The 23,800-nt window shown below is 57.1% G+C and carries 20 protein-coding genes and 1 tRNA gene; 10 read left to right on the plus strand and 11 right to left on the minus strand.

What is annotated here, in order from left to right; translation table 11 throughout:
• Nucleotides 1-23: 23 nt before the first annotated feature.
• Nucleotides 24-1,949 carry a winged helix-turn-helix domain-containing protein gene (locus VFQ24_17725; GenBank protein ID HET9180199.1) on the minus strand — a complete coding sequence of 642 codons (1,926 nt, stop codon included), beginning with the start codon at nt 1,947-1,949 and terminating at the stop codon, nt 24-26.
• A gap of 235 nt (nt 1,950-2,184) precedes the next feature.
• On the opposite strand from VFQ24_17725, the gene VFQ24_17730 reads away from it, so the two are divergent.
• Both VFQ24_17730 and VFQ24_17735 read left to right on the plus strand, forming a co-directional pair.
• Nucleotides 2,185-3,909, plus strand: coding sequence for a kelch repeat-containing protein (locus VFQ24_17730; protein ID HET9180200.1), 1,725 nt, complete (start codon nt 2,185-2,187; stop codon nt 3,907-3,909).
• Between the two features lie 475 nt (nt 3,910-4,384).
• Nucleotides 4,385-4,876: a hypothetical protein gene (locus VFQ24_17735; protein ID HET9180201.1), complete on the plus strand. Its 492-nt coding sequence runs from the start codon at nt 4,385-4,387 to the stop codon at nt 4,874-4,876.
• Between the two features lie 227 nt (nt 4,877-5,103).
• Here VFQ24_17735 and VFQ24_17740 read toward each other — a convergent pair.
• The 3 genes from VFQ24_17740 to recG all read right to left on the minus strand — a co-directional run bounded on the left by VFQ24_17740 (nt 5,104) and on the right by recG (nt 8,076).
• Nucleotides 5,104-5,178 (minus strand) — tRNA-Met (locus VFQ24_17740).
• 101 nt (nt 5,179-5,279) lie between these two features.
• Nucleotides 5,280-5,870, minus strand: a complete 591-nt coding sequence (gene rsmD / locus VFQ24_17745; GenBank protein HET9180202.1) for a 16S rRNA (guanine(966)-N(2))-methyltransferase RsmD — start codon at nt 5,868-5,870, stop codon at nt 5,280-5,282.
• Nucleotides 5,871-5,937: 67 nt separating this feature from the next.
• On the minus strand, nt 5,938-8,076 hold the full coding sequence (gene recG / locus VFQ24_17750; GenBank protein ID HET9180203.1) for an ATP-dependent DNA helicase RecG: 2,139 nt from the start codon (nt 8,074-8,076) through the stop codon (nt 5,938-5,940).
• 395 nt (nt 8,077-8,471) lie between these two features.
• On the opposite strand from recG, the gene VFQ24_17755 reads away from it, so the two are divergent.
• Nucleotides 8,472-8,693 (plus strand): hypothetical protein, encoded by a 222-nt coding sequence (locus tag VFQ24_17755; protein ID HET9180204.1) that lies wholly within the window; start codon nt 8,472-8,474, stop codon nt 8,691-8,693.
• 216 nt (nt 8,694-8,909) lie between these two features.
• On the opposite strand, the gene VFQ24_17760 is transcribed toward VFQ24_17755, so the two are convergent.
• Nucleotides 8,910-10,547 (minus strand): cellulose synthase family protein, encoded by a 1,638-nt coding sequence (locus VFQ24_17760; protein HET9180205.1) that lies wholly within the window; start codon nt 10,545-10,547, stop codon nt 8,910-8,912.
• On the opposite strand from VFQ24_17760, the gene VFQ24_17765 reads away from it, so the two are divergent.
• Nucleotides 10,546-11,946, plus strand: a complete 1,401-nt coding sequence (locus VFQ24_17765; GenBank protein ID HET9180206.1) for a glycosyltransferase family 87 protein — start codon at nt 10,546-10,548, stop codon at nt 11,944-11,946. The two genes, VFQ24_17760 and VFQ24_17765, sit on opposite strands and share 2 nt — an antisense overlap.
• Before the next feature lie 12 nt (nt 11,947-11,958).
• Here VFQ24_17765 and mqnE read toward each other — a convergent pair whose 3' ends face one another.
• Complete coding sequence (gene mqnE / locus VFQ24_17770) at nt 11,959-13,092, minus strand: aminofutalosine synthase MqnE (GenBank protein ID HET9180207.1); 1,134 nt, start codon at nt 13,090-13,092, stop codon at nt 11,959-11,961.
• Nucleotides 13,093-13,451: 359 nt separating this feature from the next.
• On the opposite strand from mqnE, the gene VFQ24_17775 reads away from it, so the two are divergent.
• Entirely contained in the window at nt 13,452-13,718 is a 267-nt protein-coding gene (locus VFQ24_17775; protein ID HET9180208.1) for a hypothetical protein, read from the plus strand.
• 140 nt (nt 13,719-13,858) lie between these two features.
• Here VFQ24_17775 and VFQ24_17780 read toward each other — a convergent pair whose 3' ends face one another.
• Nucleotides 13,859-14,776, minus strand: coding sequence for a UbiA-like polyprenyltransferase (locus tag VFQ24_17780; protein HET9180209.1), 918 nt, complete (start codon nt 14,774-14,776; stop codon nt 13,859-13,861).
• A 138-nt stretch (nt 14,777-14,914) separates the two neighbouring features.
• On the minus strand, nt 14,915-15,655 hold the full coding sequence (locus tag VFQ24_17785; GenBank protein ID HET9180210.1) for a YqgE/AlgH family protein: 741 nt from the start codon (nt 15,653-15,655) through the stop codon (nt 14,915-14,917).
• Between the two features lie 511 nt (nt 15,656-16,166).
• On the opposite strand from VFQ24_17785, the gene VFQ24_17790 reads away from it, so the two are divergent.
• The 3 genes from VFQ24_17790 to VFQ24_17800 all read left to right on the plus strand — a co-directional run bounded on the left by VFQ24_17790 (nt 16,167) and on the right by VFQ24_17800 (nt 18,426).
• Nucleotides 16,167-17,165 (plus strand): DNA cytosine methyltransferase, encoded by a 999-nt coding sequence (locus VFQ24_17790; GenBank protein ID HET9180211.1) that lies wholly within the window; start codon nt 16,167-16,169, stop codon nt 17,163-17,165.
• Between the two features lie 71 nt (nt 17,166-17,236).
• Nucleotides 17,237-18,019, plus strand: coding sequence for an NgoMIV family type II restriction endonuclease (locus tag VFQ24_17795; protein ID HET9180212.1), 783 nt, complete (start codon nt 17,237-17,239; stop codon nt 18,017-18,019).
• Nucleotides 18,016-18,426 (plus strand): very short patch repair endonuclease, encoded by a 411-nt coding sequence (locus VFQ24_17800; protein ID HET9180213.1) that lies wholly within the window; start codon nt 18,016-18,018, stop codon nt 18,424-18,426. The genes VFQ24_17795 and VFQ24_17800 overlap by 4 nt, the downstream gene beginning before the upstream one ends.
• 271 nt (nt 18,427-18,697) lie before the next feature.
• Here VFQ24_17800 and VFQ24_17805 read toward each other — a convergent pair whose 3' ends face one another.
• From VFQ24_17805 to VFQ24_17815, 3 genes are all read right to left on the minus strand, one after another.
• Entirely contained in the window at nt 18,698-19,774 is a 1,077-nt protein-coding gene (locus tag VFQ24_17805; protein HET9180214.1) for an MlaD family protein, read from the minus strand.
• A gap of 64 nt (nt 19,775-19,838) precedes the next feature.
• Nucleotides 19,839-20,645, minus strand: coding sequence for an ATP-binding cassette domain-containing protein (locus tag VFQ24_17810; protein ID HET9180215.1), 807 nt, complete (start codon nt 20,643-20,645; stop codon nt 19,839-19,841).
• A 111-nt stretch (nt 20,646-20,756) separates the two neighbouring features.
• On the minus strand, nt 20,757-21,536 hold the full coding sequence (locus tag VFQ24_17815; GenBank protein HET9180216.1) for an ABC transporter permease: 780 nt from the start codon (nt 21,534-21,536) through the stop codon (nt 20,757-20,759).
• A gap of 752 nt (nt 21,537-22,288) precedes the next feature.
• Between VFQ24_17815 and VFQ24_17820 the strand changes: the two genes are divergently transcribed.
• Entirely contained in the window at nt 22,289-23,068 is a 780-nt protein-coding gene (locus VFQ24_17820) for a CpsB/CapC family capsule biosynthesis tyrosine phosphatase (protein HET9180217.1), read from the plus strand.
• Nucleotides 23,069-23,188: 120 nt separating this feature from the next.
• Nucleotides 23,189-23,503 carry a hypothetical protein gene (locus VFQ24_17825; protein HET9180218.1) on the plus strand — a complete coding sequence of 105 codons (315 nt, stop codon included), beginning with the start codon at nt 23,189-23,191 and terminating at the stop codon, nt 23,501-23,503.
• Nucleotides 23,504-23,800: the final 297 nt, after the last annotated feature.

Genomic DNA, 23,800 nt, shown 5'->3' on the forward strand with positions numbered 1-23,800 from the left:
ATCCAGCAGCAGGCCTTTCAAAGCTAAAACGCTGGACAAGAAGCATTGGGTTTAAGCCGCCGCTCCAGGGCGATGAATCGTGCATCTGGACGGAGGTTGTCAAAACCGGGATCAGATATAGTCGTGTCCCCGCCAGGCTCTGCCTTCCCGAGCCATTGGAAAGCCTGATTGGTTTCTCCAAGACGCGCGTATATTCTTGCGATAAGCATCGCAGAAACATAGCGGTGCTTTGACATCTGCTTCAATTCGTCGATTACTTTCTGAGCTTCCTGCCTTTTACCCCAGCGGGCGTAGACGTCACCAAGTTCTCCCAGTCTGCCAGGCGCTCGTCCTATGGCTAACGCTTTCTTATACTCTACGACGGCTCTATCGTACTGCTGTTTGTTGGCATACACCCACCCGAGCCGGACATGAGCGGGAGCATAGTTTGGGTCGAGTTCTGATGTCTTCTTGAGCTGTTCGACAGCTTCATCATTTCGCCCCGCCAATCCGAAATAAAGCCCCAATTCAGCATTGGCGATCAGCGAGAGTGGGTCGTTTTCCAAGACTCTCTTCTTCTCTGCGATCGCTTCGTCTGTTCGGCCAACTTCCAGGAGGTAATAAGAATGGTAGTCGAGAGCGAGCATATTTTGCGGGTTTAGGGCCATCGCCCGGTTCATCTCTTTCTCCGCACCGGAGCGGTCGCATCGAAGCTGCAGTTTATTCAATCCCAACACCGTATGAGCCTCAGCCAGGGTATCGTCGATTTCTAAGGCTTTCTTTGCAAAATTTTCAGCCTTCAGGCCCCCTTCGAGTGAAGGCGACCGACCCGTGATCGTCATTGCGCCGTAAGTTTCCGCCAACCCAAGATAGGCCAGCGCGTAACCCGGGTCCAGGCCGATGGACTGCTGGAAGTACTGCTGGGCCTGTCTAAAACCGGCGTCTGACCATTGATTGAGAAAAAATCGGCCTTTCAGGTAGTCGTCATAAGCCGCGGGGTTGACCGGCCGGGCAGCTTGCAGCCGCATCTGCTCCTCCGGTGAGACCTTTGCCTGCACCTGCCCGGCAATGGCGCGCGCAACCTCATCCTGCAATCCAAGCACGTCCTGGAGGTCGCGCTCGTAGCTTTCAGCCCACACGTGGCGCTCGTTCGCCACCTGGATCAATTGGGCGGTGATGCGGACCCGGTTTGCAGACCGTGCCACCGAGCCTTCGACCACCCCATCGACATTTAGTTCGTGCGCAATCTCCGCAAGCGGCTTGTGGGATTCCTTATACCGCATCACCGAGGTGCGGGAAATGACCCGCAACATCTGGATTTTCGCCAAGTCAGTGATCAGGGCATCGGTCATGCCGTCCGAAAAATATTCCTGGGCGGGGTCGCCAGTGAGGTTTTCGAGTGGCAACACGGCAACAGACCGGATGCGTGGCGGTCCAGACCAGTAAATGAGCCTCTGCCGTAAGCCTCCGGTATCCAGTCCCAGCATCACCGCAATGACTCCCACGAACACGAACGCGCTGGCCCAGAGTTTTGGGACCAGGCCTTTTCCTTCTGCGCTTTGTTGAACGGGAGTCCTCTCAATCGGTGGGATTTGCGGTCCCGCTTCCAGGACCGGCGGAGGGGCCAATGGAGCGTCATTTTCGACCGGGAAGATAAATCGGTAGCCTCTGCGCGGCAACGTTTCAATGTAACGCGGCACTCCGGCCTTTTCGTTGAGCGCGTCGCGCAATTTCTTGATTGCCGTGTTCAACCCCACATCGAAATCTACAAACGTGTCCTGGGGCCAAAGCCTGCTGCGCAGCTCATCACGGGTGATTAAGTCGCCCGGCCGCTCCAGCAGGATTGCCAGCACCTGGAACGGCTGGTCTTGCAGTCTGATTTTGGTCCCGTGTTTGCGCAGTTCCCGTGAACGAAGGTCAACCTCAAAGTGGCCGAACCGGATTCGTCGGGCCTGGAAAGAGGTTTGCATAGACAAGAACAGATTTTGTCCCTACTGTAACACCGAAGCAAACAGATTTCAAGCACTCCCAGCAAGACGCTGCCTCGACCCAAGCCTCGACATTTCAGTAGTTTAGGCGATCAGATTTCTTCCAGTTACTGAACAGACGCAGTCCATTGACCAATTTCTCAGCAATCCCTATTGTCAGCCGTGTTGAGGGCACTAAACCCAAAATGAAATTGTCCTCGGGGAGGAGATCCCTCTTATGAACCACGAAAAACTAACCAGGTGGCCCAATCTGAAACCAGGGCATACTAATTCCTCGCTGGCGGCACCCTTCCCTGTGTCGCGACTGGCCTTGGTTGCGCTCTTCCTGCTCATCCTCCTCTCTTGCGGCGGAGCTGGAAATCCTCCAGCCTCCGATCAATTACAGGTTGCCGTTTACCCCAGTGCCGTGAACCTGGATCAAGGCGGTACAAAGACGTTTACGGTGACCGTAACTGGGTCAAGTAACAAAGCGGTCAACTGGAGTGTTCGAGAAGGGTCAAGCGGCGGCAATATCACAAGTGCGGGGGTCTATGCTGCTCCTGCCGCTGCTGGTACCTTCCACGTCATTGCTACCAGCCAGGCCGACAGCACGAAAACTGCGTTCGCGACGATCGTCGTCCCCGCAGTTTCTGTTACCCTCTCGCCGCCGGAGGCGACCCTTCGGCCGAACGGGACGCAGGGATTTACCGCAACAGTGAGAGGATCAATCGACACAAAAGTAACCTGGGAGATTCAAGAAGGTGTGTCAGGAGGGGCGGTAACCAGCACCGGCCTATATACCGCCCCTGCAAACACCGGGTTCTACCATGTCACCGCAACCAGCTCGGCGGATGCCACGCAAAGCGCAACAGCACAAATCACAGTGACAACCTCGTCTGGTCTTTTCAGCCCAGTCGGTGACTTACAAGTTCCGCGCGTTTACCACACAGCAACATTGCTTCCCAATGGGAAAGTGTTGGTTGCCGGGGGTGCCAAGAAAAAACCTCTCTACTTCTCCGGTTTGGCAACCGCCGAAATTTTTGATCCGACGACAGGATTATTCACAGCGACTTCCAATATGGGCAGTCCTCGCTTCGCGCATACGGCAACACTACTACCCAATGGAAAGGTGCTGGTGACAGGCGGCGAAGGTGCAAGCGGACTGGATGGCCAGATGGACCCGACCCCGCCTCCGGCCCTCGATTCCGCAGAGATCTACGACCCCGCCACAGGAACTTTCATGCCCACCGGCAAGATGAGCGTCGCCCGAGCCGGACACACGGCCACATTGCTTCCAAACGGCAAAGTACTGATCGTGGGCGGTGGATCAAACGATTCCACCGCGCTCGCTACCGCTGAAATTTATGACCCAGCCACCGGCGCCTTCGTGGCCACAGGGCCCCTGGGTACGGCCCGGGCTTATCATACTGCCACCCTACTAACAGACGGAAATGTCCTGGTTGCAGGCGGGTCCAGTCCTACCGAGACCCTGGCCTCCGCTGAGATCTATAACACGGCCACAGGATCTTTCGCGCCAACTGCCAATATGGGAACGCCTCGGACCGGTCACATCGCGACACGCTTGTCCGATGGAAGGGTGCTGGTAGCCGGAGGGTACGATGGTACAACTGACACTGCAACAGCAGAGTTCTACGATCCATCCACAGGGTCCTTCACGCCCACGGGGACCATGGGTACCGCGCGGGAAAGGCACACCGCTACCCTGCTGTCAGACGGGAATGTCCTGATTGCAGGTGGGTCAAGCTCTGCCGAGATCCTCGCTTCCGCTGAGATCTACAATCCGGCCACAGGTTCTTTCGCGCCCACCGGTAATATGGCGACGCCACGCACGGGTCACACGGCAACGCTCTTACAAGATGGGAGAGTGTTGGTCGCCGCCGGTCTCAATTACCCGGCTGGCGGAGGGATCAGTTTCCTAACAAGTGCAGAGACGTATGAATAATGCCGCGGCAACTGGGGTTTCTCGGTAGCTCCCGGCAAGGAGGCAATGCGCGACTGCGGAGGTTCTGGTCGAACCCGTCTCTGTAGAGGTCACTCCGAGTGCAACGACCACCGGGCCAGGCAGAAGCGTGCAATTCATGGCAGTCGTGTCGGGGACGAGCGATGCGGCGGTGACCTGGAGTGTATAGGAAAGTGCAGCCGGAGGAGCATCACACACGGCTCACACGGCAACGCTGCTTGTGAGCGGGGAGGTCCTCGTCGCGGGTGGGGACGGTCAAGATAGGAACGGCCCTACGGCAGTCGCAGAAAAGTATGAGCCTTAGCCTTGGAAATATACGGGTGAGTGGCCTTGGAATCATTACCAGGCCTAATTGTTAATGGGCGACCCATCAACAGGGGCTGCTGCAAAGCGAAAGATAAAACGCGGAATTCGAACATGAGGACAGTCTGCAGCAATGTGGATTCGGAGGTGTAAGATGAAAACGATTCGGAGCTTGATGACCTGGACGGGAATTTATCTTGTTCTTTTCACCCTGGGCGCGACTGGGGGGAAGGCACAGGTCCACTTTTCAACCCATTTCAAGGGCGCGTTCACTCTTCCTTTTGAGGCCCAGTGGGGATCGCTGACGTTGCCCGCGGGGGATTACACGCTGCAATACGGTATCCAGCTCGAAGGGGCTGGCCTTGTGGTTGTGCGGGGTACGGCGAAAGGAAGTCCTTACGGCATGATCCTCGCGGGGTCCGTCGGCGACACTTCTACAACCAGGAACGAGATCGTCTGCATTCGTGAGGGCAAGGCTCTTATTGTGCGCGGCCTCGAGATTCCTGCGATCGGCGAATCTGTTCGATTCGGACCGCCACCCGGTACGAGGGTCGTAGCCAATCGGCGGAACCACAATGGTTACAATCAAATTGCCGAAGGGCCCGCGCTCATCCAACGGATACCAATCGTGTTGAATAGGAACTAAATTTGCGGGGCCGCTCTGCTCTATGCTGGGGTGGGCCTGATTGAGAGTCGTGCAATCAGCCCCACCCCCAAGTCCTCCAGGGACATACGGTCAGATGGTCCCGAGTGTGGGAAAACGACACGTGGATAAGGCTTGGATGAGAAAAAAAGTCCACAGCAATCCGCAACCCAGCCGAAACCTGAAGGGACAGGCGAAGACCAGGAACCGATGCAAACTGTTGAAATGCCTGGTAGCGGGGGGGAGGATCGAACTCCCGACCTAGGGATTATGAGACCCTCGCTCTACCACTGAGCTACCCCGCCCTGGTTAGGAAACCTTCAAACGCCCGGATACCGGGTCGCTCCACCAAGTTTAGGGGATGGTCCGGTTCGCGGTCAAGAAACGGATTGAGGGCGTGCACACATCACGAGTTCGTCTCGCCGCTGCCCGCGACGGCTGCCTGACCCAGCCGGTAAAACGTCAGTTCAGCGTCACCATGGCGTATGCTGCGCGTTCGTTCCAGGCGATTGTATCGTTCTTCAAGAAAATAGTGACGCGAATGTTCGGCAATGACGAATGAGGCAGGTGTCACGAGGCGGGAGCGGCCCAGGTGCCGCAACACCTGATGGTACTCACGCGTTTCGCTGTAGGGCGGATCGAGAAAGATGAAATCAAAAACGGCGCCTTCTTCGTTGAGCCTTTCCAAGGCACGCACGACACGGGTGTTCATCAGATAGAACCCATCTTTCATCTTCAGCGCCGCCAGGTTCCTGCGGATCAGATCAACCGCCGCCCGGTGATATTCCACAAAGACCACTTCCTTCGCGCCTCTGCTCAGCGCTTCCAGCCCTACCGCTCCGGAACCTGCGTAGGCGTCGAGAAACGTCGAATCCTGAATTCCCAGGCCCAGGACATCGAACAGCGTTTCGCGCATCTGGTCTGAGGTTGGCCGAAGCTGCATGCCTTTCAGCGTCTGAATACGTTGTCCGCGATTTTGGCCGGAAATAATGCGCATGTGGGCCCCTGTCGGTAGAAGAGTCAGAAAAGCCACTCTCTATTAGATCACATTCCCAGCGCTGCCCTCAGGCCACCCCCGCCAGGCCGTATCGCCGGGACCATTCGTTCCGCAAAAAGCCGACATAGGCCTCGAACTCCTCCGGGGATTCCGGACGGTCAACGAATGCCGTCGCTTCGCGCTTGGCCCACTCCAGAATTTCCTGGTCGCGCAGCAGGTTGGCAATGCGAAAGGCAGGGATGCCCCATTGCCGTGTTCCGAAAAATTCTCCCGGCCCGCGCAGCTTGAGGTCGATTTCGGCAATCTTGAACCCGTCGTTGGTCGTTGTTATTGTCCGCAGCCGTTCATCGGCTTCAGGCGTTCGCGGCTCGGCCGCAAGCAGCAGGCAGGATGATTCCTTCCGCCCCCGCCCGATGCGGCCGCGCAGTTGATGGAGCTGGGAAAGCCCGAACCGCTCGGCGTGCTCGATCAGCATGACGGTGGCGTTCGGCACATCCACGCCCACCTCGACCACCGTAGTCGAGACGAGGATCCGGATGTCGCCCTTCTTGAAGCGGTCCATAATTTCATCCTTTTCGCTGCTCGAAAGCCGCCCGTGAAGCAGCCCCACCTGGAATTCCGGGAAGACATTGGCCGAAAGGTGCTGAAACATTTTCAGCGCAGGCCGCAAATCCAGCTTGGCGGACTCCTCGATCACGGGGTATACGACGTAGGCCTGGTCACCCGCGCGCACTTTGTTGCGAACGAAGTCGAAGGCCTGGCGCCTGTCCCTTTCCTCGATCAGCTTCGTCACAATCGGGGAACGATTGGGCGGCAGTTCATTGATGACCGAGAAGTCGAGATCGCCGTAGAGCGTCAGCGCCAGGGTCCGCGGGATCGGCGTTGCGGTCATAACCAGAACGTCCGGCATCTGGCCCTTGCGGATCAACCGGTAGCGCTGCAGGACACCGAAGCGGTGCTGCTCATCAACAATCACCAGGCCCAATTGGGCAAAGTCCACGTCACGCTCAATCAGGGCGTGGGTCCCCACCAGCATGTGGACTTCGCCGCGCTTCAGATCGTCTTTCAATTCCTTTTTCGCGCGCGTGGTTCGGCCGCTGGTTAAGAGCTCCACTTTGTAGGGCAGCGGTCCCAGCAATTTGCGGATGGAGAGATAGTGCTGGGTGGCAAGAATCTCGGTTGGAGCCATCAGGGCCACCTGGCAGCCGTTGGACAATGCCAGCAGGGCCGCCTGGACTGCTACGATCGTCTTGCCAGAGCCCACATCGCCCTGCAGCAGGCGGTTCATCGGCCGTGGCGAGCACATGTCATCAGCAATCTCTTTCAGGACCTTCTTTTGCGCGGACGTGGGATGAAAAGGAAGGACCTTCTTGATGTCTCGCCGCAGGCCGTCCGTGACCTGGAACTGGATGCCTGGAACAGATTTGGCCTTTCGGTGCTTCAAGGCCAGCCCGGCGCTGACGTTGAACAGCTCTTCAAAAATCAGCCGGACTTGGGGAGGCGTTCGAAATCGCGCCAGTTCATCAAAAGGATGTTTGCCATCAGGGAAATGGGTAAGGCGGAAAGCCGAAGCGCGATCGAGCAACTTGTTTTTCTTCCTCACCGAGCCGGGCAGAAGTTCCGGGAACTGGTCACCCACCGAGTCCAAACCCGTTCGAATCAGCCGCCGCAGAATGCGCGGCCCCAGGTTGCCTATCGATTCGTAGATCGGCACCATGCGCCCCACCTCCAGCGATTCTCCCTCGGCGGCTTCGCTTTCAGGAATGATCTCATGCTGTGGCTGAACGATCTGCAGATTGCCGGTGCCGTAGAAGTCAGGCTCCGCCTTGCCGTAAAAGAAAACCTGCTGCCCCGAGTGGAAAATTTTGTTTCGCTCCAGATACCGCGCATTGAACCATATGCACCGGACCATCCGAGGGTGCGGAGCGCCGCTGGCGTCTATGGCGGCGAGGTCGTAGATGTAGGTCCCCTTGCGCGTGCGTGTCAGGCCGCAGGTGAGCACCTTGACCAGGATGGTGGCAGTCTGCCCGGGAACCAGGTCGCCCACTGCGGTAAGGCGCGTCCGGTCCTCATAGCGAAACGGCGTGTAATACAGCAGGTCTTCAACCGTGCGAATGCCGCGGGCATCGAGCAATTCGGCGCGGGCCGGGCCCACACCCTTCAGGTATTTAACCTCTGACGTCAGCTTAAGATGAGGACTTGACATGGCAATCCGACGCTTATCTTACAACGAGGGGAGGCTACCGAAGGTTGCATAATCTAGTGACACGTTGTTTTTGTAGCGCCGCCGTCTCGGCGGCATTTATCGAGGCCGGTCCCGCTTGGCGGGACCGGCGCTACGCGAAAACGTCACTATATTTTGCAATCCTCAATAAGTCGCGCGGGGTCCTGAAGCGGCGCCGGACGCAAACAGGTTTTCCAGCCGAATCGCCTCCACGCAAAAAGTCCTGCGGTCCGCTGTGCCCGTCGATCTCCGGGTCACCCCGCAGCCGGTATCCGGCGCTGATTTCCTCTTTCAACAGGGAGTGCTACACTTACGGGCCAGTGATAAGCATCGCCCGTGCGCTGTTCGGTGGATGGTGACGAACTTTAACGCATCCCATGATTGATTTCAGCCCAACAGCAAAACGTTGGATCAAGTACCTGATTGCCATCGTGGCAGGCAATCTCATTTACTTCATTGTTGCGCCTCACCTTCCGCCAGCCGCGCGACATCGCCCTTACCGTGCCGACATCGGTTTGTTTGTGGACCTGTGGTTTTGTGTGATGGCCTACGGGCTGATCGAACTCCTGGCGTTCCTGGGGCGCCGCAGCGGGCGCTGACCGCCAGGGTTTTCCAGCCTTGCAACTTGGGAACCGCGGCGGCCAGCCTCTTACGGTGCATCTCGACCGGGCGGCATCAGGTCAGGATTGGGCGACGGCCCTTCACCAAAGCGATCAGGCTTCCGGGCCCAAACTTTGGCTTGAAAACAGAATCCTCCGGAACAGAAACCCGGGAGATGAAGTTTGTGTCAGGAGAAAGTGACCGGACCGCTGATCTCAGCTTTCGGAAGGGGCCGGCGAGATGTCGCTGGCGCGGACCCGAATGAAAGCAGGAAGGCTGAACCACAGTCGCCTCAGCGGGGTCTGCAGCAGCGACATGGTTCCCATGTAGGCGTAACCCACCAGGAACAGCATCAGAAATGGGGTGGTGAGATAATTCTGGACTGAAAAGGAATAGGCCGTGGCACAGAGGAAGTAGCCCGCCAAAGCCAGCTCGGCAGCAGGGACCCAGCCGATGCGCCGCCGCACATATTTCTTGCGTTCCCATCCCTCTTCGTTCCGTTCCACGCGGTACTTGGGCGTGCGCACGAAGCCGGACTCTATTCCAGCAAGCGCTTCGATAACGGCCTTGCCATTGGTCACAGCCAGCCCGATGCCGGTAGCCATCAGAAACGGAAGGTAGAGGAGCCGGCGCAGCCATCCCCTGGGATAGAGCGCACGCTGGGAAACCACGTAGAAGCCCGACACTGTGCACGTTGAGAGAATGAACAGGGGAAGGTCCAGGTACATCATCTGGAACCAGCCCTGGTAAAAACGCACGATCATGGCCGGCAGCAGGACCAGCGAAAACAGGATCATCAGCGGATAAGCGATGTTGGCCGTCAGGTGGAAAGTGGCTTCCACTTTGATGTAAAGTGGCTGGTCGCTGCGCCAGACAATCGGGAGTATTTTCTTGCCAACCTGGATCAGGCCCTTGGCCCAGCGCGCCTGCTGGGTCTTAAAGCTGTTCATTTCGACGGGCAGTTCGGAAGGGCACACGATGTCAGGATCGTAAATAAACTTCCATCCCTTCAGTTGTGCGCGGTAGCTGAGGTCCGTGTCTTCGGTCAGCGTATCGTGCTCCCACCCGCCGGCGTCTTCAATAGCCGACCGGCGCCACATTCCGGCCGTCCCGTTGAAATTGAAAAATCGCCCCGACGAGCTCCTGCCTCCATGTTCGACCACGAAGTGGCCGTCCAGCATGATGGCTTCCACTTCCGTCAGGGCGGAGTAGTCCCGGTTAATCCAGGTCCATCGGCCCTGCACCATTCCCACCTTCGGATCGGTAAAATAATGGACCATCTGCCGCAGGATGGCTGGCGGTGGAACAAAATCCGCGTCAAATACGGCCACCAGCTCGCCAGAAGACTTCTTCAAACCCGCATCCAGCGCGCCCGCCTTGAATCCCAGGCGGTTTTCACGATGAACATATTTGATGGGGAACCCTGCCTCTGCATACTGCTCCACCAGCCGCGCGCAGAGCATTCGGGTATCGTCCGTGGAATCGTCGAGGACCTGGATTTCCAGCGACTCCGTGGGATAATCCAGATTGACGGCCGCTTCGATAAGCCGCTCCACCACGTACTGTTCATTGTAAACGGGCAACTGTACGGTCACGGTCGGCAGCTTTTCAAATTGCTTCAGGGGCGCAGGCTTCTTGCGGCGGTTCTTCAGATAGTAGTAAGTGAGGCAGTAACGGTGGACGCCGTAGACCGAAAGGATCGTAAGGACGAGAAAGTAAGGGATCTCGATCGAGAGATCAAAAGCGTTCGGCTGGTAAATGCCACGGAAGGGATCGCGATGGAACAGCAGATAGACGTAATGCGCGACCGGGTTCGCGGGAACCACCAAAAAGCCCAGGAGTGTATGAATCATGCGACCTCGGGGTCAGGCCTCCACTGACGCATTCGAATTTCGCTTGCAGAGTCCTGACGCACCCAACGCTGGCTCAGTATCGCTTCATATGCAAAAGCTGGTCTTCACCCGCCGTTATGTGGCTGCTTTCGGTCTTCTTGCCATCGCTCTGGCGCTCGGGGGCATTTTTCATTTCATTGCCCGCCTTCAGCCACTGGATGAGCATGTGCCCGACTTCGTTGCGCTCATGCTTCTGGCTGGAACCTTGTATCTCGCCGGCGTTTACCTTGCTCTCAGATATAAGGGCCGTCTGCCGGGCCTCCTCGTCATCCTGGGCGCAACTGTCGTCTTCCGCCTCATTTTCCTGCCGCTGGGCCCCAGGCTCTCGGAGGATGTTTATCGTTACCAATGGGAAGGGCGGGTTGTCCGCGCCCATCTGAATCCCTATACCGTCTATCCCGCCATGCACGGACTGAGCTGGGCCCGGAACCCTGGCCATCCTATTGAAACCGGTAAGACCACGCCGACGCTTTATCCTCCCGTCAGCGAGGTGGTCTTTTCCTGGATCCACACGATTGCGGGCTACAAGCGGCTATTCACCGCACTTGACCTTGCAACCGTCGCCCTGCTCCTGGTGGTTCTTTCCGCAACAAATCGCCCGCTCCAGCAAGTACTCATCTATGCGTGGAACCCAGCCGTCCTCATTGCCTTTTCACTGTCAGGACATAACGACTCGCTGGCCTTGGTGACCTTACTCGGGGCGACTCTCTTAATTATAGGCCGTCGGGGTGCCCTGTCAATCGGGTTTCTAGCCCTCTCGGCGCTGGCCAAACTCTTCCCGGTGGTCCTATTGCCAGTGTTCCTCAGGCGCTCCCGCTGGTCTTTCTCAGGAATTTTCGCCGGTGTGATTTTGCTGGGCTATCTGCCGTTCCTTGGCGCCGGAACGCATTTATACCGGGGCCTCACGGACTTTGCAGCCCGGTGGGAGGGGAATGATAGTCTGTTCAGACTGCTTCTGGCCGCCGGGAATTCCACGCGGCAGGCGCAGCTTGTGGCGGCCGTATTCCTTCTGTTTCTTATAGCTTACGTCCTGAAGGCGAGAATGGACGTCTTCCAGGCCAGCCTCGTCGTCCTCGCCGGGCTGCTGCTTCTCTCGTCGAATGCTTTTCCCTGGTATTTCACCTGGATTGCCCCCTTCCTCTGCTTTTGCCCCAGCCCGGCCCTCCTTCTGCTGACCGTCACCTGCGTTCTGGGCTATGCGCCGGTCATCGCGTATGCTGCCGGCGGTGCTTTCTCGCTCTCGCCGCTCATGCGGGTGCTGGAGTATCTCCCGGCATTTGCCTTACTGGGATATGAGATAGCGCGCTATTTCCAGCGCCGGCACTCCGAAGAGCGGAAGGAGTTGTTGATTGGAGATTGAAGGATGCCGACCTTACACCTGCACGCTGACGCTGGTTGCGGTGCGCACGACGGGCCGATAGAGGGTATCGCGCTCAGAAGGTTCAAAACCCGCCTCTTTGATCAGACGGACAATCTGCTGGCGGGTCATCACCTGGGGCGTTTTTGCTCCAGCATCATGATAGATCTTTTCTTCCGCCACCGTTCCGTCGAGGTCGTCGGCGCCAAAGCGGAGGGCAATCTGCGCGACACGGGGGGACATCATGATCCAGTATGCTTTGATATGAGGGAAGTTATCGAGCATCAGCCGTGAAATGGCAATGTTCTTCAGGTCCATGAACCCGGACGTCTCATCCCATTCCACCAGTTTGCCGAGTTCAGTATTGGCGGGATGGAACGCCAGCGGTATAAAAGTCTGGAAACCTCGGGTCTGGTCCTGCAGATTGCGGAGTTGCACCAGGTGGTCGGCGCGGTCCTGGCCGCTCTCGATGTGGCCGTAAAGCATGGTGGCAGTCGAGTGGAGGCCCATCTCGTGCGCGGCCCGGTGTACTTTCAGCCACATGTGGGCCCCGATCTTGTGATCGCAAATCACGCGCCTTACCGCAGGAGCAAAGATTTCCGCCCCGCCGCCCGGCAGCGATCCCAGCCCGGCCTCTTTCAGCCGCTCCAGGATTTCCTTCACGGTCATCTGCGTGATGTGCGCGTAATAGCCAATTTCCACGGCCGTGAAAGCCTTCAGGTGGACGGACGGGAAGCGCTCTTTCAATCCTCGGATCAGATCAACGTAATACTGGAATGGGAGATCGGGATGGAGCCCGCCAACGATGTGAAATTCCGTCACAGCCTCAGTCCAATTTTCCCCGGCCGTTCGGAACGCCTCTTCCAGCGCCATCGTGTATGCGCCCGGCGCGTCCGGCTTGCGGCCAAAAGCGCACAATTTGCAACTGGCGATACACACATTGGTGGGATTGATGTGGCGATTGACGTTGAAATACGCGCGCTTGCCGTGCAGCTTTTCACGAACGTGGTGCGCCAGGAAGCCAATGGCAAGCAGATCGTTTGACTTGTAAAGCGCGACGCCGTCAGCAAAGTCCAGGCGCTCCCCGGCAAGGACCTTGTCGGCTACAGGCTGCAGGTTGGCGTCTTCCAAGCGCAGGTTTAACACCATCAATCCGTTCGTTCAACTTTGGCGGCTTGCTGCCGAAAATAGTATTTTACGTCCCCTTGCCGCGCGATGCAATCAGGCAGCAGGAAGTTGGTGGTACGGGCCCAGGGGGGGCGGGCGACCGGACCAAGTCTGGGCGAGACAAAAATCCTACGGTGTGTGCTAGTCTGGTCTTAAGCCAGCAGTGCGCGGGGTCTAAGGTGGGAGCCAGGGCCTGGCGGAAGAAAGGGCCCGTTGGAAATCCTGTCCTGACCTTGACAACGGGGTTAAGATAGGATTTCGCCGCATCGATAGGGCCGATTGGGTTGATGGATGTGCCATGAGGAATTTTGCCCCGAAATTCCTAGAGGCGCTTGAACGTGATGCAACAGGACGATGCCAGATTCGCGGAGCCCCGGCTGGAAGCAGCCTTCTTCTACGGTCTGTTTCTGCGCGGGCAACCGCTCCAGAAATTGAGGGCGGACATCGACGTGCCGCCGCACGTGCTGGAGCGCTGGAAGCGCCAGGCCCACCGCGATCCTACCGCCAAACCCATGGTCGAACGCGTCCTCAGCTACCGTAAGCATGTCCTGGCTATCTTCGACTCGCTGGTCTTCCGCGAAATGGCCACACCCTACCGCACACAATAACCGCCACGTGTGCTCATGTTTTTGTAGCGCCGCCGTCCCGGCGGCATTTATCGAGGCCGGTTCCGCTGGGCGGGACCGGCGCTACGCGAAAACGTCACTATATTTTGCAATCGTCGATAGTAGGCCAGACTGACCAGCCTTCAGCGCGCCAGAATGGCCGCGGCCCAGGTGAGGAAGAAGAGAACGCTGATGTAGCCATTGATGGTAAAAAACGCAGCGTTCACGCGGGATAGGTCGGACGATTTCACCAGCAGGTGCTCGTAAGCCAGCAGCGCGGCAACAGCGACCAGGCCGCCGAAGGCAATCCAGCCGAGGCCGGATATTCGGGCCACCATCACCAGCAGCGCCAGCATCAGCACATGAAGGGCAGCAGAGGCGTAAAGCGCCGCGGCGATGCCGAACTTTTTCGGAATCGAGTGCAGGCCCATGGTGTGGTCGAAATCTACATCCTGGCAGGCGTAGATGATGTCAAATCCCGCGACCCACAGCGTCACCGCCACGCCCAGAATGATGACGGCCCAACTTACGTCTCCCCGCAGCGCGATCCAGGCCGCGACGGGCGAGAGTCCCAGGCACATCCCGAGCACTATGTGAGACAGCAGCGTGAACCGCTTGGTGTAGGAATAGAGCAGCAGCAGCGCCAGCGCCACGGGCGACAGTTTGAAAGCCAGAGGGTTCAGTTCCCACGCTGCCAGCACCAGCAGCGCCGCAGAAACAGCCGTGAATGCCACCGCAAAGCGAAGGGTCAGATGCCCGGCGGGCAGGGCGCGTTTTTCGGTGCGGGGATTTCTGGCATCAAAGCTACGGTCGGCAATGCGGTTGAAGGTCATGGCCGCGCTGCGCGCGCCCACCATCGCCACCACAATCCAGAAGACCTGCCGCCAGCCTGGCCAGCCGTCCACGGCCAGCATGGCGCCTGTGAGAGCAAACGGCAACGCAAACACCGAGTGCTCCACCTTGATCATTTCAAGCGTGGTCTTGAGCTTCCTCCACAACTGGCCAGCGGATGAGCCTGGCGCCTGCCGTTCGGTCCCGAAAATCTGACTCTCTTCAACCATAGCAATTCAATTTTACCGCAAGGGGCGCGCGCCGCGGATAGTGTTTAGCCTGAAATTAAGAGCCGGCGGTGCCACACGCGTCATTCTGATCCCGCAAGGCGGGAGAAGAATCTGCCTTGAGGTCCACGCCCGGATAACTCACATTGCCGCAGCTTTTCGCGTGGGCGGTTGAGGATTGCCAGAAGGCAGCAGGTATCGAATGTACTTGCTGGGGGCGGCGCGGGCGTGCAGCTTGGGCCACAGGCTGTCCGGATCAGGGCTGAAGACCAGATCTCCTTCCACCTGGGTCCTGTACCACCCTCCCATCCCTATCTCATTCTCGAGCTGGCCCGGGGCCCACTGGGCGCGGCCCAGGAACAGGCGCGGTCCGCCGCCTGGCTTCGGACTTTGAAGAGCGCCAGAAATCTGATCGGAGTCGAACGTCAGGTAAACGTCGCCATAAAGCCGGACGGCATTGTCGGGCTCCTTTTCTGACCGGAAAACAACGCTGGGCGTGCTAACGTCCACCGGCCCACCGAAGAATGCATGCTCCGTTCGGCTTTTCAGTTCCGGACTGTCGGGGAACAACTTGGCCAACGTCAGGCGGGTGGGCTTGTTGATGATAAGCCCCACCACCAGTTGAGTCTCACTTTCCGGCAGCATGACCACCACGGAGTGCCGGAAAAACGGGTCGTCCACCTGCTCGCGCGCAATCAGGACCTCGACCTGGCCCTTTTTGTTTTCCGCCGCGTGCGCCGGCGGCGCGAAGAAAAGAGCCAGCAGACAGGCCAGCAGCAAGCCCGCCGCCCTGGGGAATTCCATGAAGGCTTTACGGTTCGGTGCTTTTCGGGTCTTTTTTTGAAGATGGCCTGAGCTCGGCCTGGCCTTTTGGATATTCATCGCCGGCGATTCCTGGCCTTTTCGGCCGCAATCCAGAGGCTGACTGCCACTATGTTATCGCACAACCACGGCAGGCGCCAGCATCGGCGCGGCCGCCGGTGTCAAAGGTCGTTAGAAATGACCCCTTGGTTAACTCATTAGAAGCGTTCCCGTCTTGTAGTTTTCGTTTTTCTCTGTTTCTCCGGTTCGTCTCGCTGATTTCCTCGTGGGTGGTGCGGATTGTTCCAGCCAAAGGGCGGACGGCGACCGAGAGATCAGTGCTCAACTACATCGCCCCCGCGCTTGGGGGTAGATGGACGGTAGAGCTGGAGCGAGGGAGGAGTGTTTGTAGGGCGGCGCCTCTTAGTGTCTGCTTTGGCCGGTCCGAGATAGTTAGTCGTTATCGGCGAAAAAAAAGTGCGAAAAGGTGTAAAATGGTCGCCGGGAAAAGCCGAAATATACTAGGATGAGGACTCGAACTGAACAAACGATATTACCATTTGCCAGAGCCTTCGGGGACCCGCTTGGTCCTTTGGCGACCTCGTTAGGAAAGCGGTCAAAGCGAGGTAGGGGAGCAGTCAACCTCACGTGTCTTGAGGTTTGCGCGGGCGGCGGCGGCCAAGCCATCGGGTTGCAAGACGCTGGCTTCGACCACGTTGGATTGGTCGAGATAGACGGTCACTCCTGTGCGACGCTTCGCCTGAATCGTCCGCGGTGGAACGTTATCAACGAAGACCTAAGACTCTTTGACGGAGGTCTGTACAAGGGCATCGATCTCCTTTCTGGCGGACTTCCGTGCCCCCCATTTTCCGTGGCTGGCAAGCAACTCGGCAGAGAGGATGAGCGGAATCTGTTTCCCGCAATGATCCGGCTGATCGACCAAATCAGGCCTCGAGCTGTCATGGTTGAGAACGTCCGTGGTTTCTTAGACGCAGTGTTCCACGACTACAGGCGTTATGTCGCGGGAGAGTTGATTAGGCTGGGGTACGAGCCTGGATGGAAGCTCATGAACGCTTCTGATTTTGGCGTTCCGCAGTTGCGTCCGAGAGTCGTGTTCGCAGCTGTACGGAGAGATTTGGCGGCGCACTTCGTCTGGCCAAAGCCAGCGGAGGCTGGCGCGCGGACCGTTGGCGAATCATTGTACGACTTGATGGCAGAGAATGGCTGGAGAGGCGCCAAAGGTTGGGCCGAGCAAGCGAACGAGATCGCACCCACGATCGTTGGCGGTTCTCACAAGCACGGTGGCCCCGACCTCGGCCCTACTCGAGCGCGAAAAGCGTGGGCTACTCTCGGAGTAGACGGACTCGGAATCGCAGACAAGGCTCCGGATCCTAGTTTTGTGGGAATGCCCAGGCTCACTGTTCGCATGGTCGCGAGGCTGCAGGGCTTCACCGACGACTGGCGTTTCAGCGGAGGGAAAACGGCAGCTTATAGGCAGGTCGGGAACGCCTTTCCGCCTCCCTTTGCGAGAGCGGTAGCCGAGAGCGTCAAGAGGTGTCTCACTGTTTCCCGTCTGGTGAGGTTCGGTTGACGGCCCCCGCACTTCTCCATTCCGCCCGGAAGGGCTTTCACGCCGCTTTACTGCAAAGTGGCGTTCTATGCATGACGGCTCACGGGATCCCATCTAATGCTGATCGTGACAGCATCACGAGCACGAAGATTGCGCGAGGCATTTTCGAAAGAATCGAATCGAAGGGAAAGCCTAGCGATCGGTTGGCCGGGCAAATTTCTGGGAGCAAGTTTGAGCAAGTCACCAGGTCGTTTATTGAGAAGACGTTTGAGGCATTGGGTGCCCTGAGGCCAGGAACCTGGGATTTTAACCCGGTACGAAAGGCGATCGACGACTTCGAACAGTACAACCATTTGGCGGAGTTGGCGAGGCTCGCAAGAAAGACGGCAGAACTCGCGGTGCTGCTGGGGAACGACTATGTGATTGCTCCCGACATTTTGCTTGTACGCCAGCCCGAGCCTGACAAAATCATCAATGCAAAGCGGATAATTGTAGACGAGGATGTTGCATTACTGGCGAGCATTCGAAAGCATAACAATACACTTCCCATCCTCCATGCCAGTATCTCCTGTAAGTGGACGCTGAGAAGCGACCGTGCGCAGAACGCACGGTCAGAGGCCCTGAACCTGATCCGGAACAGGAAGGGGAGATCTCCACATATTGCGGTCGTTACTGGGGAGCCGCTCCCGAGCCGGTTGGCTTCTTTGGCGCTCGGAACCGGTGATCTTGACTGTGTCTACCACTTTGCCTTGCCTGAGCTGATAGCCAGCGTCGGAAAGCTCCACCTCGAAGACCCTGACCGGCTAGTTAAAACAATGGTGGAAGGAAAGCGGTTAAAGGATATCGCGGATCTACCGCTTGACTTGGCAGTGTGACCGACAAACTGTCACCAGAACGCCGCTCCGAAAATATGCGGCGCATCCGGAGCACGGGCACTTCTCCAGAAATCGTGGTCCGCCGACTGGCCCATGGAATGGGGTTTCGTTATCGCCTGCACTTTTCCAAACTTCCCGGTAAGCCTGACCTCGTTTTTCCCCGGTTGAAGCGGATAGTGGAAGTGCGCGGATGCTTTTGGCACCAGCATCCTGGTTGTATTGATTCGCACGTCCCAAAGAGCCGCATTCCGTACTGGAAGCCGAAGCTCACGCGCAACAAACAGCGGGACAAGGAGAACGACCGTCGCGTGCGCCAACTTGGGTGGCAAGTTCTCGTAATCTGGGAATGCGAGGTAAAGGACAGGGACCAAGTTTCCCGGCGGCTCAGGCAGTTCCTAGGGAAATAAAATGCCGTCGGCACGTGCGTACATCAGGTGTTTGCGGCTGCGCGGATGCGCGCCGAAACAACCCCTCACTCTGCATTATACAACCGGAGCTGCTGCTCCTGACTTGCGCCAGCACCTCCACTCGGCTCAGTTCTCTCTTGCTCATCTTTAATAGCACCTGTCCGACCTCCTTCCAGAGGTCTTATTAGAGGAAATTTCGATCGAGCACAGAAGGGGACATTTCATCCAGGTCCACAGCATCGGCGCAGCCGCTGGAGCACAGCAATTCCGATTAGAACAGGTGTACTCGCAGGGTCAGATACCTTTTCGGATTGCTGCGGAATTCCGTTAGGAACTGCCGGAGCGACTGGGAGGCCGAGAGAAGATTGCTGTACATCGTGGGGTCGGTGGAAAGCCTGCCCAGAGTTCCCTCGCCGCGGTCCATCCGGCCAGTGATCACATCGACGTGCTGCACGGTTTCATCCAAATGGTTATAAAGGCTGGGGTCCTTGATCAGCTTGCCGAGCGTGCCCTTGCTTTCATTGAGGCTGGCGATCAGGCTGTTTGCCCGTTTGGTCGCCTGATCGAGGTTATTGTAAACGGAAGGGTCATTGATAAATTTGGCGGCGCTGCCTTTGCCATGCTGTACCTCGTCCAGCACCTTGTTGACTTTATCGAGCGCTGCCACCGTCCGGTTGTAGAAGGTTTCGTCGTTGAGAAGCTTGCCAATCGTTCCATGCCCCGACTGAAGCTGCGCCATCAGCTTCTGAGCTTCAGTGACGGTTTGATTCAGGTTGTTAATAAACTTCTCGTCGTAGATGAGCCTTCCGATCGAACCCTGGCCGTGCTGGATCTGCTGAGTGATGTCATTCAGCGTGCTACTGAGCACTCGAAGGTTGGACACCACGTCATTCGCGTTCTGGACGATCTGTTTCATGTCAGCTTCTTCATGGCTCTGGACCGTGCCGTCGTCGGGAATGGGCTTTGCGCTGGGGCCGCCGCGGCTGATGTTGACATAGGCCTCGCCCAGCAACCCGACGGTTTCAATGGTGGCCACAGAGTCCGTCCGGATCTCGTCCTGATATTTCTGCGCAAGCTTCATGTCAATCTGGACCGCGCGGCTGAGGTCCGTAAAGGGAGAAAGCTTGATTGCGGTGACGTTGCCGACCACAATTCCTGCCAGCCTGACTTGCGCGCCGTCGCGCAAACTCTCCGCGCCTGAAAAGTAGGTCTTGAGCTTGTAGTGGCGGGTAAAGAATCCGACCTGGCCGCTGATGAAGAAGATGCCAACGGCGAAGACGACGAGGCCGGCAATAATCAGAATTCCGACACGGAGCTGCGTCCAGGTGAGTTGCTTTCGCTGAGGCATAATTCCTCCCTTCCCGATTCAGTCCCGAGCTTCCATTCTAGTTCAACCCGTCGCTGGGGCGGATTCACCGAAGAAAGCGTTGAAGATAGGGGTCCTGCGTAGACACCACTTGGTTCGGCGTGCCGTGAAAATAGACGGACCCTTCACGAAGCAGCAGGAACCGCGTGGCAGCCGCTGGTTCTCTCGCCCCGTTTCCATTGATCGGCGCCAGCCCGCCCGTGTCTTTGGAGTATGCGAATTTTGCCAGCCAGAACGCGTCCTGGAGCCTGTGCGTAACCACGATGGAGCTGACTCCATGGACGTCCCGAGATTTGAGAATAAGGATATTGATGGTCTGCGCGGTGACCGGGTCAAGCCCGCCGGTAGGCGAATCATAAAGCATGATGTGCGGGTCATTGATAATCGCCCGCGCGATGGAAACGCGACGCTTCATGCCTCCGGACAGCTCGGCGGGCATCTTTTCGATCGCTCCCTCGAGCTCAACGAAGCTGAGAACTTCCCGCACTTTGCGCTCGATCGCGTCGTCGTCCTTCACTCCTGCTTCGCGCAGCCGGTACGCGACGTTTTCGTGGACGGAAAGCGAGTCAAAAAGGGCGCCTTCCTGAAACACAATTCCCATGCGCTGGCGGATCTCTCGAATCTCCTTCTCGTGAACCGGGCCGAGGTCCAGGCCTTCCACAATCACCTTTCCCTCGTCCGCTTTTAGAAGGCCAAGGGCAAGTTTTAGAATTACAGATTTCCCGGACCCTGTGGCTCCCAGCAGAATCAATGTTTCACCCCGCGCCACGCTGAAGGAGACGTCGGATAGCGCTGGCTTGTCATCAAAGTAAAGCCAGACGTTCTGGAACTCGATTGCGGCCGAGGAATTCATGCTAGTCCCATTCAGGACAATGCCGGATGAAAGACAAGGGCTTGGCGCGGCAGATTATTACTTCCGGAACCGAGACATGCACTTCGGGAGTTGAAAATCGGCCCAGACGCCTCAAAAGAAGCCAACCGCGATAAGGAATTTGGTGAAGAAAAAATCCACTACCAGAATCAGCACCGAGGACACCACAACCGCCTGGGTCGTGGAACGTCCCACTCCTTCTGTTCCCCCGCGGGTGGCGAGCCCAAAATAGCACCCCACCAGCGCCACAATAAAGGCAAAGAGAAACGGCTTCAGAAGGCCTTGGGTCACATCCTCGAACGTAAGCGCCTGGTAAGCCGTAGTCCAATATTCCACCGAACTCAGGCGCACCGTGTAAAAGCTCACGAAAAAACCGCCCAACATTCCGAACAAATCGGCGAGGATCGTGAGAAGCGGAAGAGTGATGACCGTGGCGAACAGACGGGGAGTGACCAGTTTGCGCACCGGGTCAGTCCCCAAGGCCCGCATGGCATCAACCTGCTCACTGACAATCATGGACCCAATCTCTGACGCGATGCCGGAGCTGTTCCGGCCGGCCGTCACCAGCGCTGTCAGAACAGGTCCCATTTCCAGCACGACCGAAAGGGACACTACCTGCCCCAGCAATGTGACGCTGCCGAAAGTGCTCAAGGTCCGATACGTCTGCAGCGCAATAACCCCGCCTGAAAAAAAACCTACCAATAGAACAATGGGTAGCGACCCCACGCCGATCACATCCATCTGAACGATCGTATCGACAATGTATCGTGGCGAACTGAAAAGGTTTGCGAATGAATTAGCGAAGAGGAACGTGAAGTCCTGTACGGCCTGGACCTTCTGTTTGACGAAACCGTCGATTGATATTTCAGCCATCGGCCTCAGAAGTTAACATCCTAATCGAACCATAATCTTTCGGCAATCCGTTCAAAAGAATTTCGGGGCAGGACCCATTTGCAGTTCCGAGACTATTGGCGCTACCGGGTGTGTAGTTGCGGCCTTCGTTTCAGGTCCGCGGTGGAAAGGTTGGGAGCCTTCCAAAGTACTGAGCGAAAAAAAAGGGGGAAACTTCGTTTCCCCCTAAGCGTCGGGTCTTGGGTCTAATCTCCGAGCTTGCTCCTGAGGTCTCCTCGAAGGAGTTAATCCAGGGCTAGCTCTGCCTCACTAATGGCACGAAGATGGCCAAAGTGCGGAAATGAGCCTATTCACCGGGTTTTTCCCGTAAGCCTTCTTTTTTCAGCGGATAGTTGTAATACTATACGGTAAAGTATACTATGTAGTTACGTGGCGAAAGCCGGTCAAAATATGGTATTTGGAATTCCAGATATCCAAAATACGAAATTTTGGATTCAAAGAGTCTCTTTCCCCGCTTCACTTTGTCCCAATTTGCAACAGTCCGGGCTATCCATGCTTCCAGTAGTCTGGATGCAGACAGGCGATGAGCTTGACCCCAGTGCCCTGTATTGCGATAAAGTGGGAAATCCCCAGACGAGGGATGTCCTGGCGACGCATAAGGGTTCATTGCCCCGGCCATCGGGAAATCCCCAGACAAGGGATGTCCTACACAGTGTCTGGCGTAAACCACTTGTGGGGCGTACGGCCAATGAGTGAAACCGGGAAGGATCGTCATGATCGACATCCACTGCCATCCGCTGCCGGAAACGGACGATGGGGCGAAGACGTTTGATATCGCGGTAGCCATGTGCCGAATGGCGGCAAAGGACGGAACCACTCACCTGGTTGCCACCCCTCACTGTAATTACCGGTATCCGTTCGACGCCCAAGCCAATCGTACCCGGCTGGAAAAGCTTCAGGCCGCTGTGGGAGATTCTCCAAAGCTTTTGTTGGGCTGCGATTTCCATCTCTCTTACGAAAATCTTCGCAAACTGGACGAAGATGGGACTGCCTTCTCTATCAACAGTACGCGCTATCTGCTGGTGGAATTTGCTGATCACTTTATTCCCGAACAGATGGACAACGTCTTTTATCAAATCGAGGTGGCAGGCTTCACGTCAATACTCACTCATCCGGAGCGCAACCCCGTCATACAACGTAAGCCGGAATTGCTTTATCACTGGGTCATGCGTGGTTGCCTGGTCCAGATCACTGCGATGTCCTACCTCGGCGGCTTTGGCCCGAAGGCACAGGCGCTATCTGAAGAGTGGCTCAATCGCAACCTCGTTCATTTTTTTGCCTCCGACGGTCACGATCTGATACGCCGGCCACCAGTATTGTCCGCCTGTTACAACAAAGTTGCCTCAGACCGGAGTAAAGAGGTTGCCGACCTCCTGCTGGAGGCGAATCCCGCGGCGGTGATTAACGGAGCGCCTCTTCCTGCGCAAGCGCAACCTCTCGATCTCAAAGAATCATCCCGAAAAAAAAACTGGTTTTCGATTTTTCGCCGATAACGGACTCCAGAGCCAGGTTTTCTGTTTCTGCCGTGATGCGGGGCGGCACGCAACGATCCTTACCGCGCCTCTGCACGTATGGGACGCTGGCGCCTGGTTCGGAACCATCATGCTGCACGAATGATGTGCGAAGATAGACTGGCTACGATGTTTGCCAGAAAAATCCATGTCGAGGTCCTTGAGCCCGGCGCACCCAGGGAATGTCCGCTCGCCTGGCTGGACAGCTTCTGCATGAGGAATTTTACGGGGCGGAGTGTCTTTGACGATTTGCTGCCCATCGCCAACGGACTAATGGAGGCGGGCTTCAGGGTCGACCTGCAATCTCTCAAGCACGACCTTGAAGATTGGCTCACGCGGAAGTTTGGAGGCGGCTCGCAGGTAATCGTTCGGTTCACTGAGAACGACGAAGATTCGGCTCCGAAAAGCGCCGGATAAATGTATAGGAAAGTTGAAACCATCGGTACAACGCAGCGGGAAAATGCCCACAGAGTCATGCTTTCGGTCTGTAGATATCTTTATCAATGGAAGGAGGAAGTGGCTGCTCTTACTAACCAGGTGCAACCACTTCCCCAGGTAGTCACAGAGTTGAATTACTCTTTGGATGAATGCGCTGTCGGAAAGGTTGCAGTCGCGATCAAAAAATTTTTCGCTTGCTGGAGCAGCGTTCTTGCGGCGTCCAGGGCCGGCGCGGGCCACCGGTGATCTCCAGTTTTGCAGGCGCTGTGTACGGCG

The organism is Terriglobia bacterium, assembly GCA_035712365.1.
In the GTDB taxonomy this organism is placed as follows: Bacteria; Acidobacteriota; Terriglobia; order UBA7540; family UBA7540; genus SCRD01.

Bases quoted from the DNA above. Each gene is read 5' to 3' on its own strand.
- VFQ24_17760 (HET9180205.1), bottom strand. From the start codon at position 10,547: ATGATTCATACACTCCTGGGCTTTTTGGTGGTTCCCGCGAACCCGGTC.
- rsmD (HET9180202.1), bottom strand. From the start codon at position 5,870: ATGCGCATTATTTCCGGCCAAAATCGCGGACAACGTATTCAGACGCTG.
- VFQ24_17780 (HET9180209.1), bottom strand. From the start codon at position 14,776: ATGGTTGAAGAGAGTCAGATTTTCGGGACCGAACGGCAGGCGCCAGGC.
- VFQ24_17795 (HET9180212.1), top strand. From the start codon at position 17,237: ATGACGGCTCACGGGATCCCATCTAATGCTGATCGTGACAGCATCACG.
- VFQ24_17775 (HET9180208.1), top strand. From the start codon at position 13,452: ATGCAACAGGACGATGCCAGATTCGCGGAGCCCCGGCTGGAAGCAGCC.
- VFQ24_17785 (HET9180210.1), bottom strand. From the start codon at position 15,655: ATGAATATCCAAAAGGCCAGGCCGAGCTCAGGCCATCTTCAAAAAAAG.
- VFQ24_17730 (HET9180200.1), top strand. From the start codon at position 2,185: ATGAACCACGAAAAACTAACCAGGTGGCCCAATCTGAAACCAGGGCAT.
- recG (HET9180203.1), bottom strand. From the start codon at position 8,076: ATGTCAAGTCCTCATCTTAAGCTGACGTCAGAGGTTAAATACCTGAAG.
- VFQ24_17810 (HET9180215.1), bottom strand. From the start codon at position 20,645: ATGAATTCCTCGGCCGCAATCGAGTTCCAGAACGTCTGGCTTTACTTT.
- VFQ24_17820 (HET9180217.1), top strand. From the start codon at position 22,289: ATGATCGACATCCACTGCCATCCGCTGCCGGAAACGGACGATGGGGCG.
- VFQ24_17815 (HET9180216.1), bottom strand. From the start codon at position 21,536: ATGGCTGAAATATCAATCGACGGTTTCGTCAAACAGAAGGTCCAGGCC.
- VFQ24_17735 (HET9180201.1), top strand. From the start codon at position 4,385: ATGAAAACGATTCGGAGCTTGATGACCTGGACGGGAATTTATCTTGTT.
- VFQ24_17755 (HET9180204.1), top strand. From the start codon at position 8,472: ATGATTGATTTCAGCCCAACAGCAAAACGTTGGATCAAGTACCTGATT.
- VFQ24_17825 (HET9180218.1), top strand. From the start codon at position 23,189: ATGATGTGCGAAGATAGACTGGCTACGATGTTTGCCAGAAAAATCCAT.
- VFQ24_17725 (HET9180199.1), bottom strand. From the start codon at position 1,949: ATGCAAACCTCTTTCCAGGCCCGACGAATCCGGTTCGGCCACTTTGAG.
- mqnE (HET9180207.1), bottom strand. From the start codon at position 13,092: ATGGTGTTAAACCTGCGCTTGGAAGACGCCAACCTGCAGCCTGTAGCC.
- VFQ24_17765 (HET9180206.1), top strand. From the start codon at position 10,546: ATGCGACCTCGGGGTCAGGCCTCCACTGACGCATTCGAATTTCGCTTG.
- VFQ24_17805 (HET9180214.1), bottom strand. From the start codon at position 19,774: ATGCCTCAGCGAAAGCAACTCACCTGGACGCAGCTCCGTGTCGGAATT.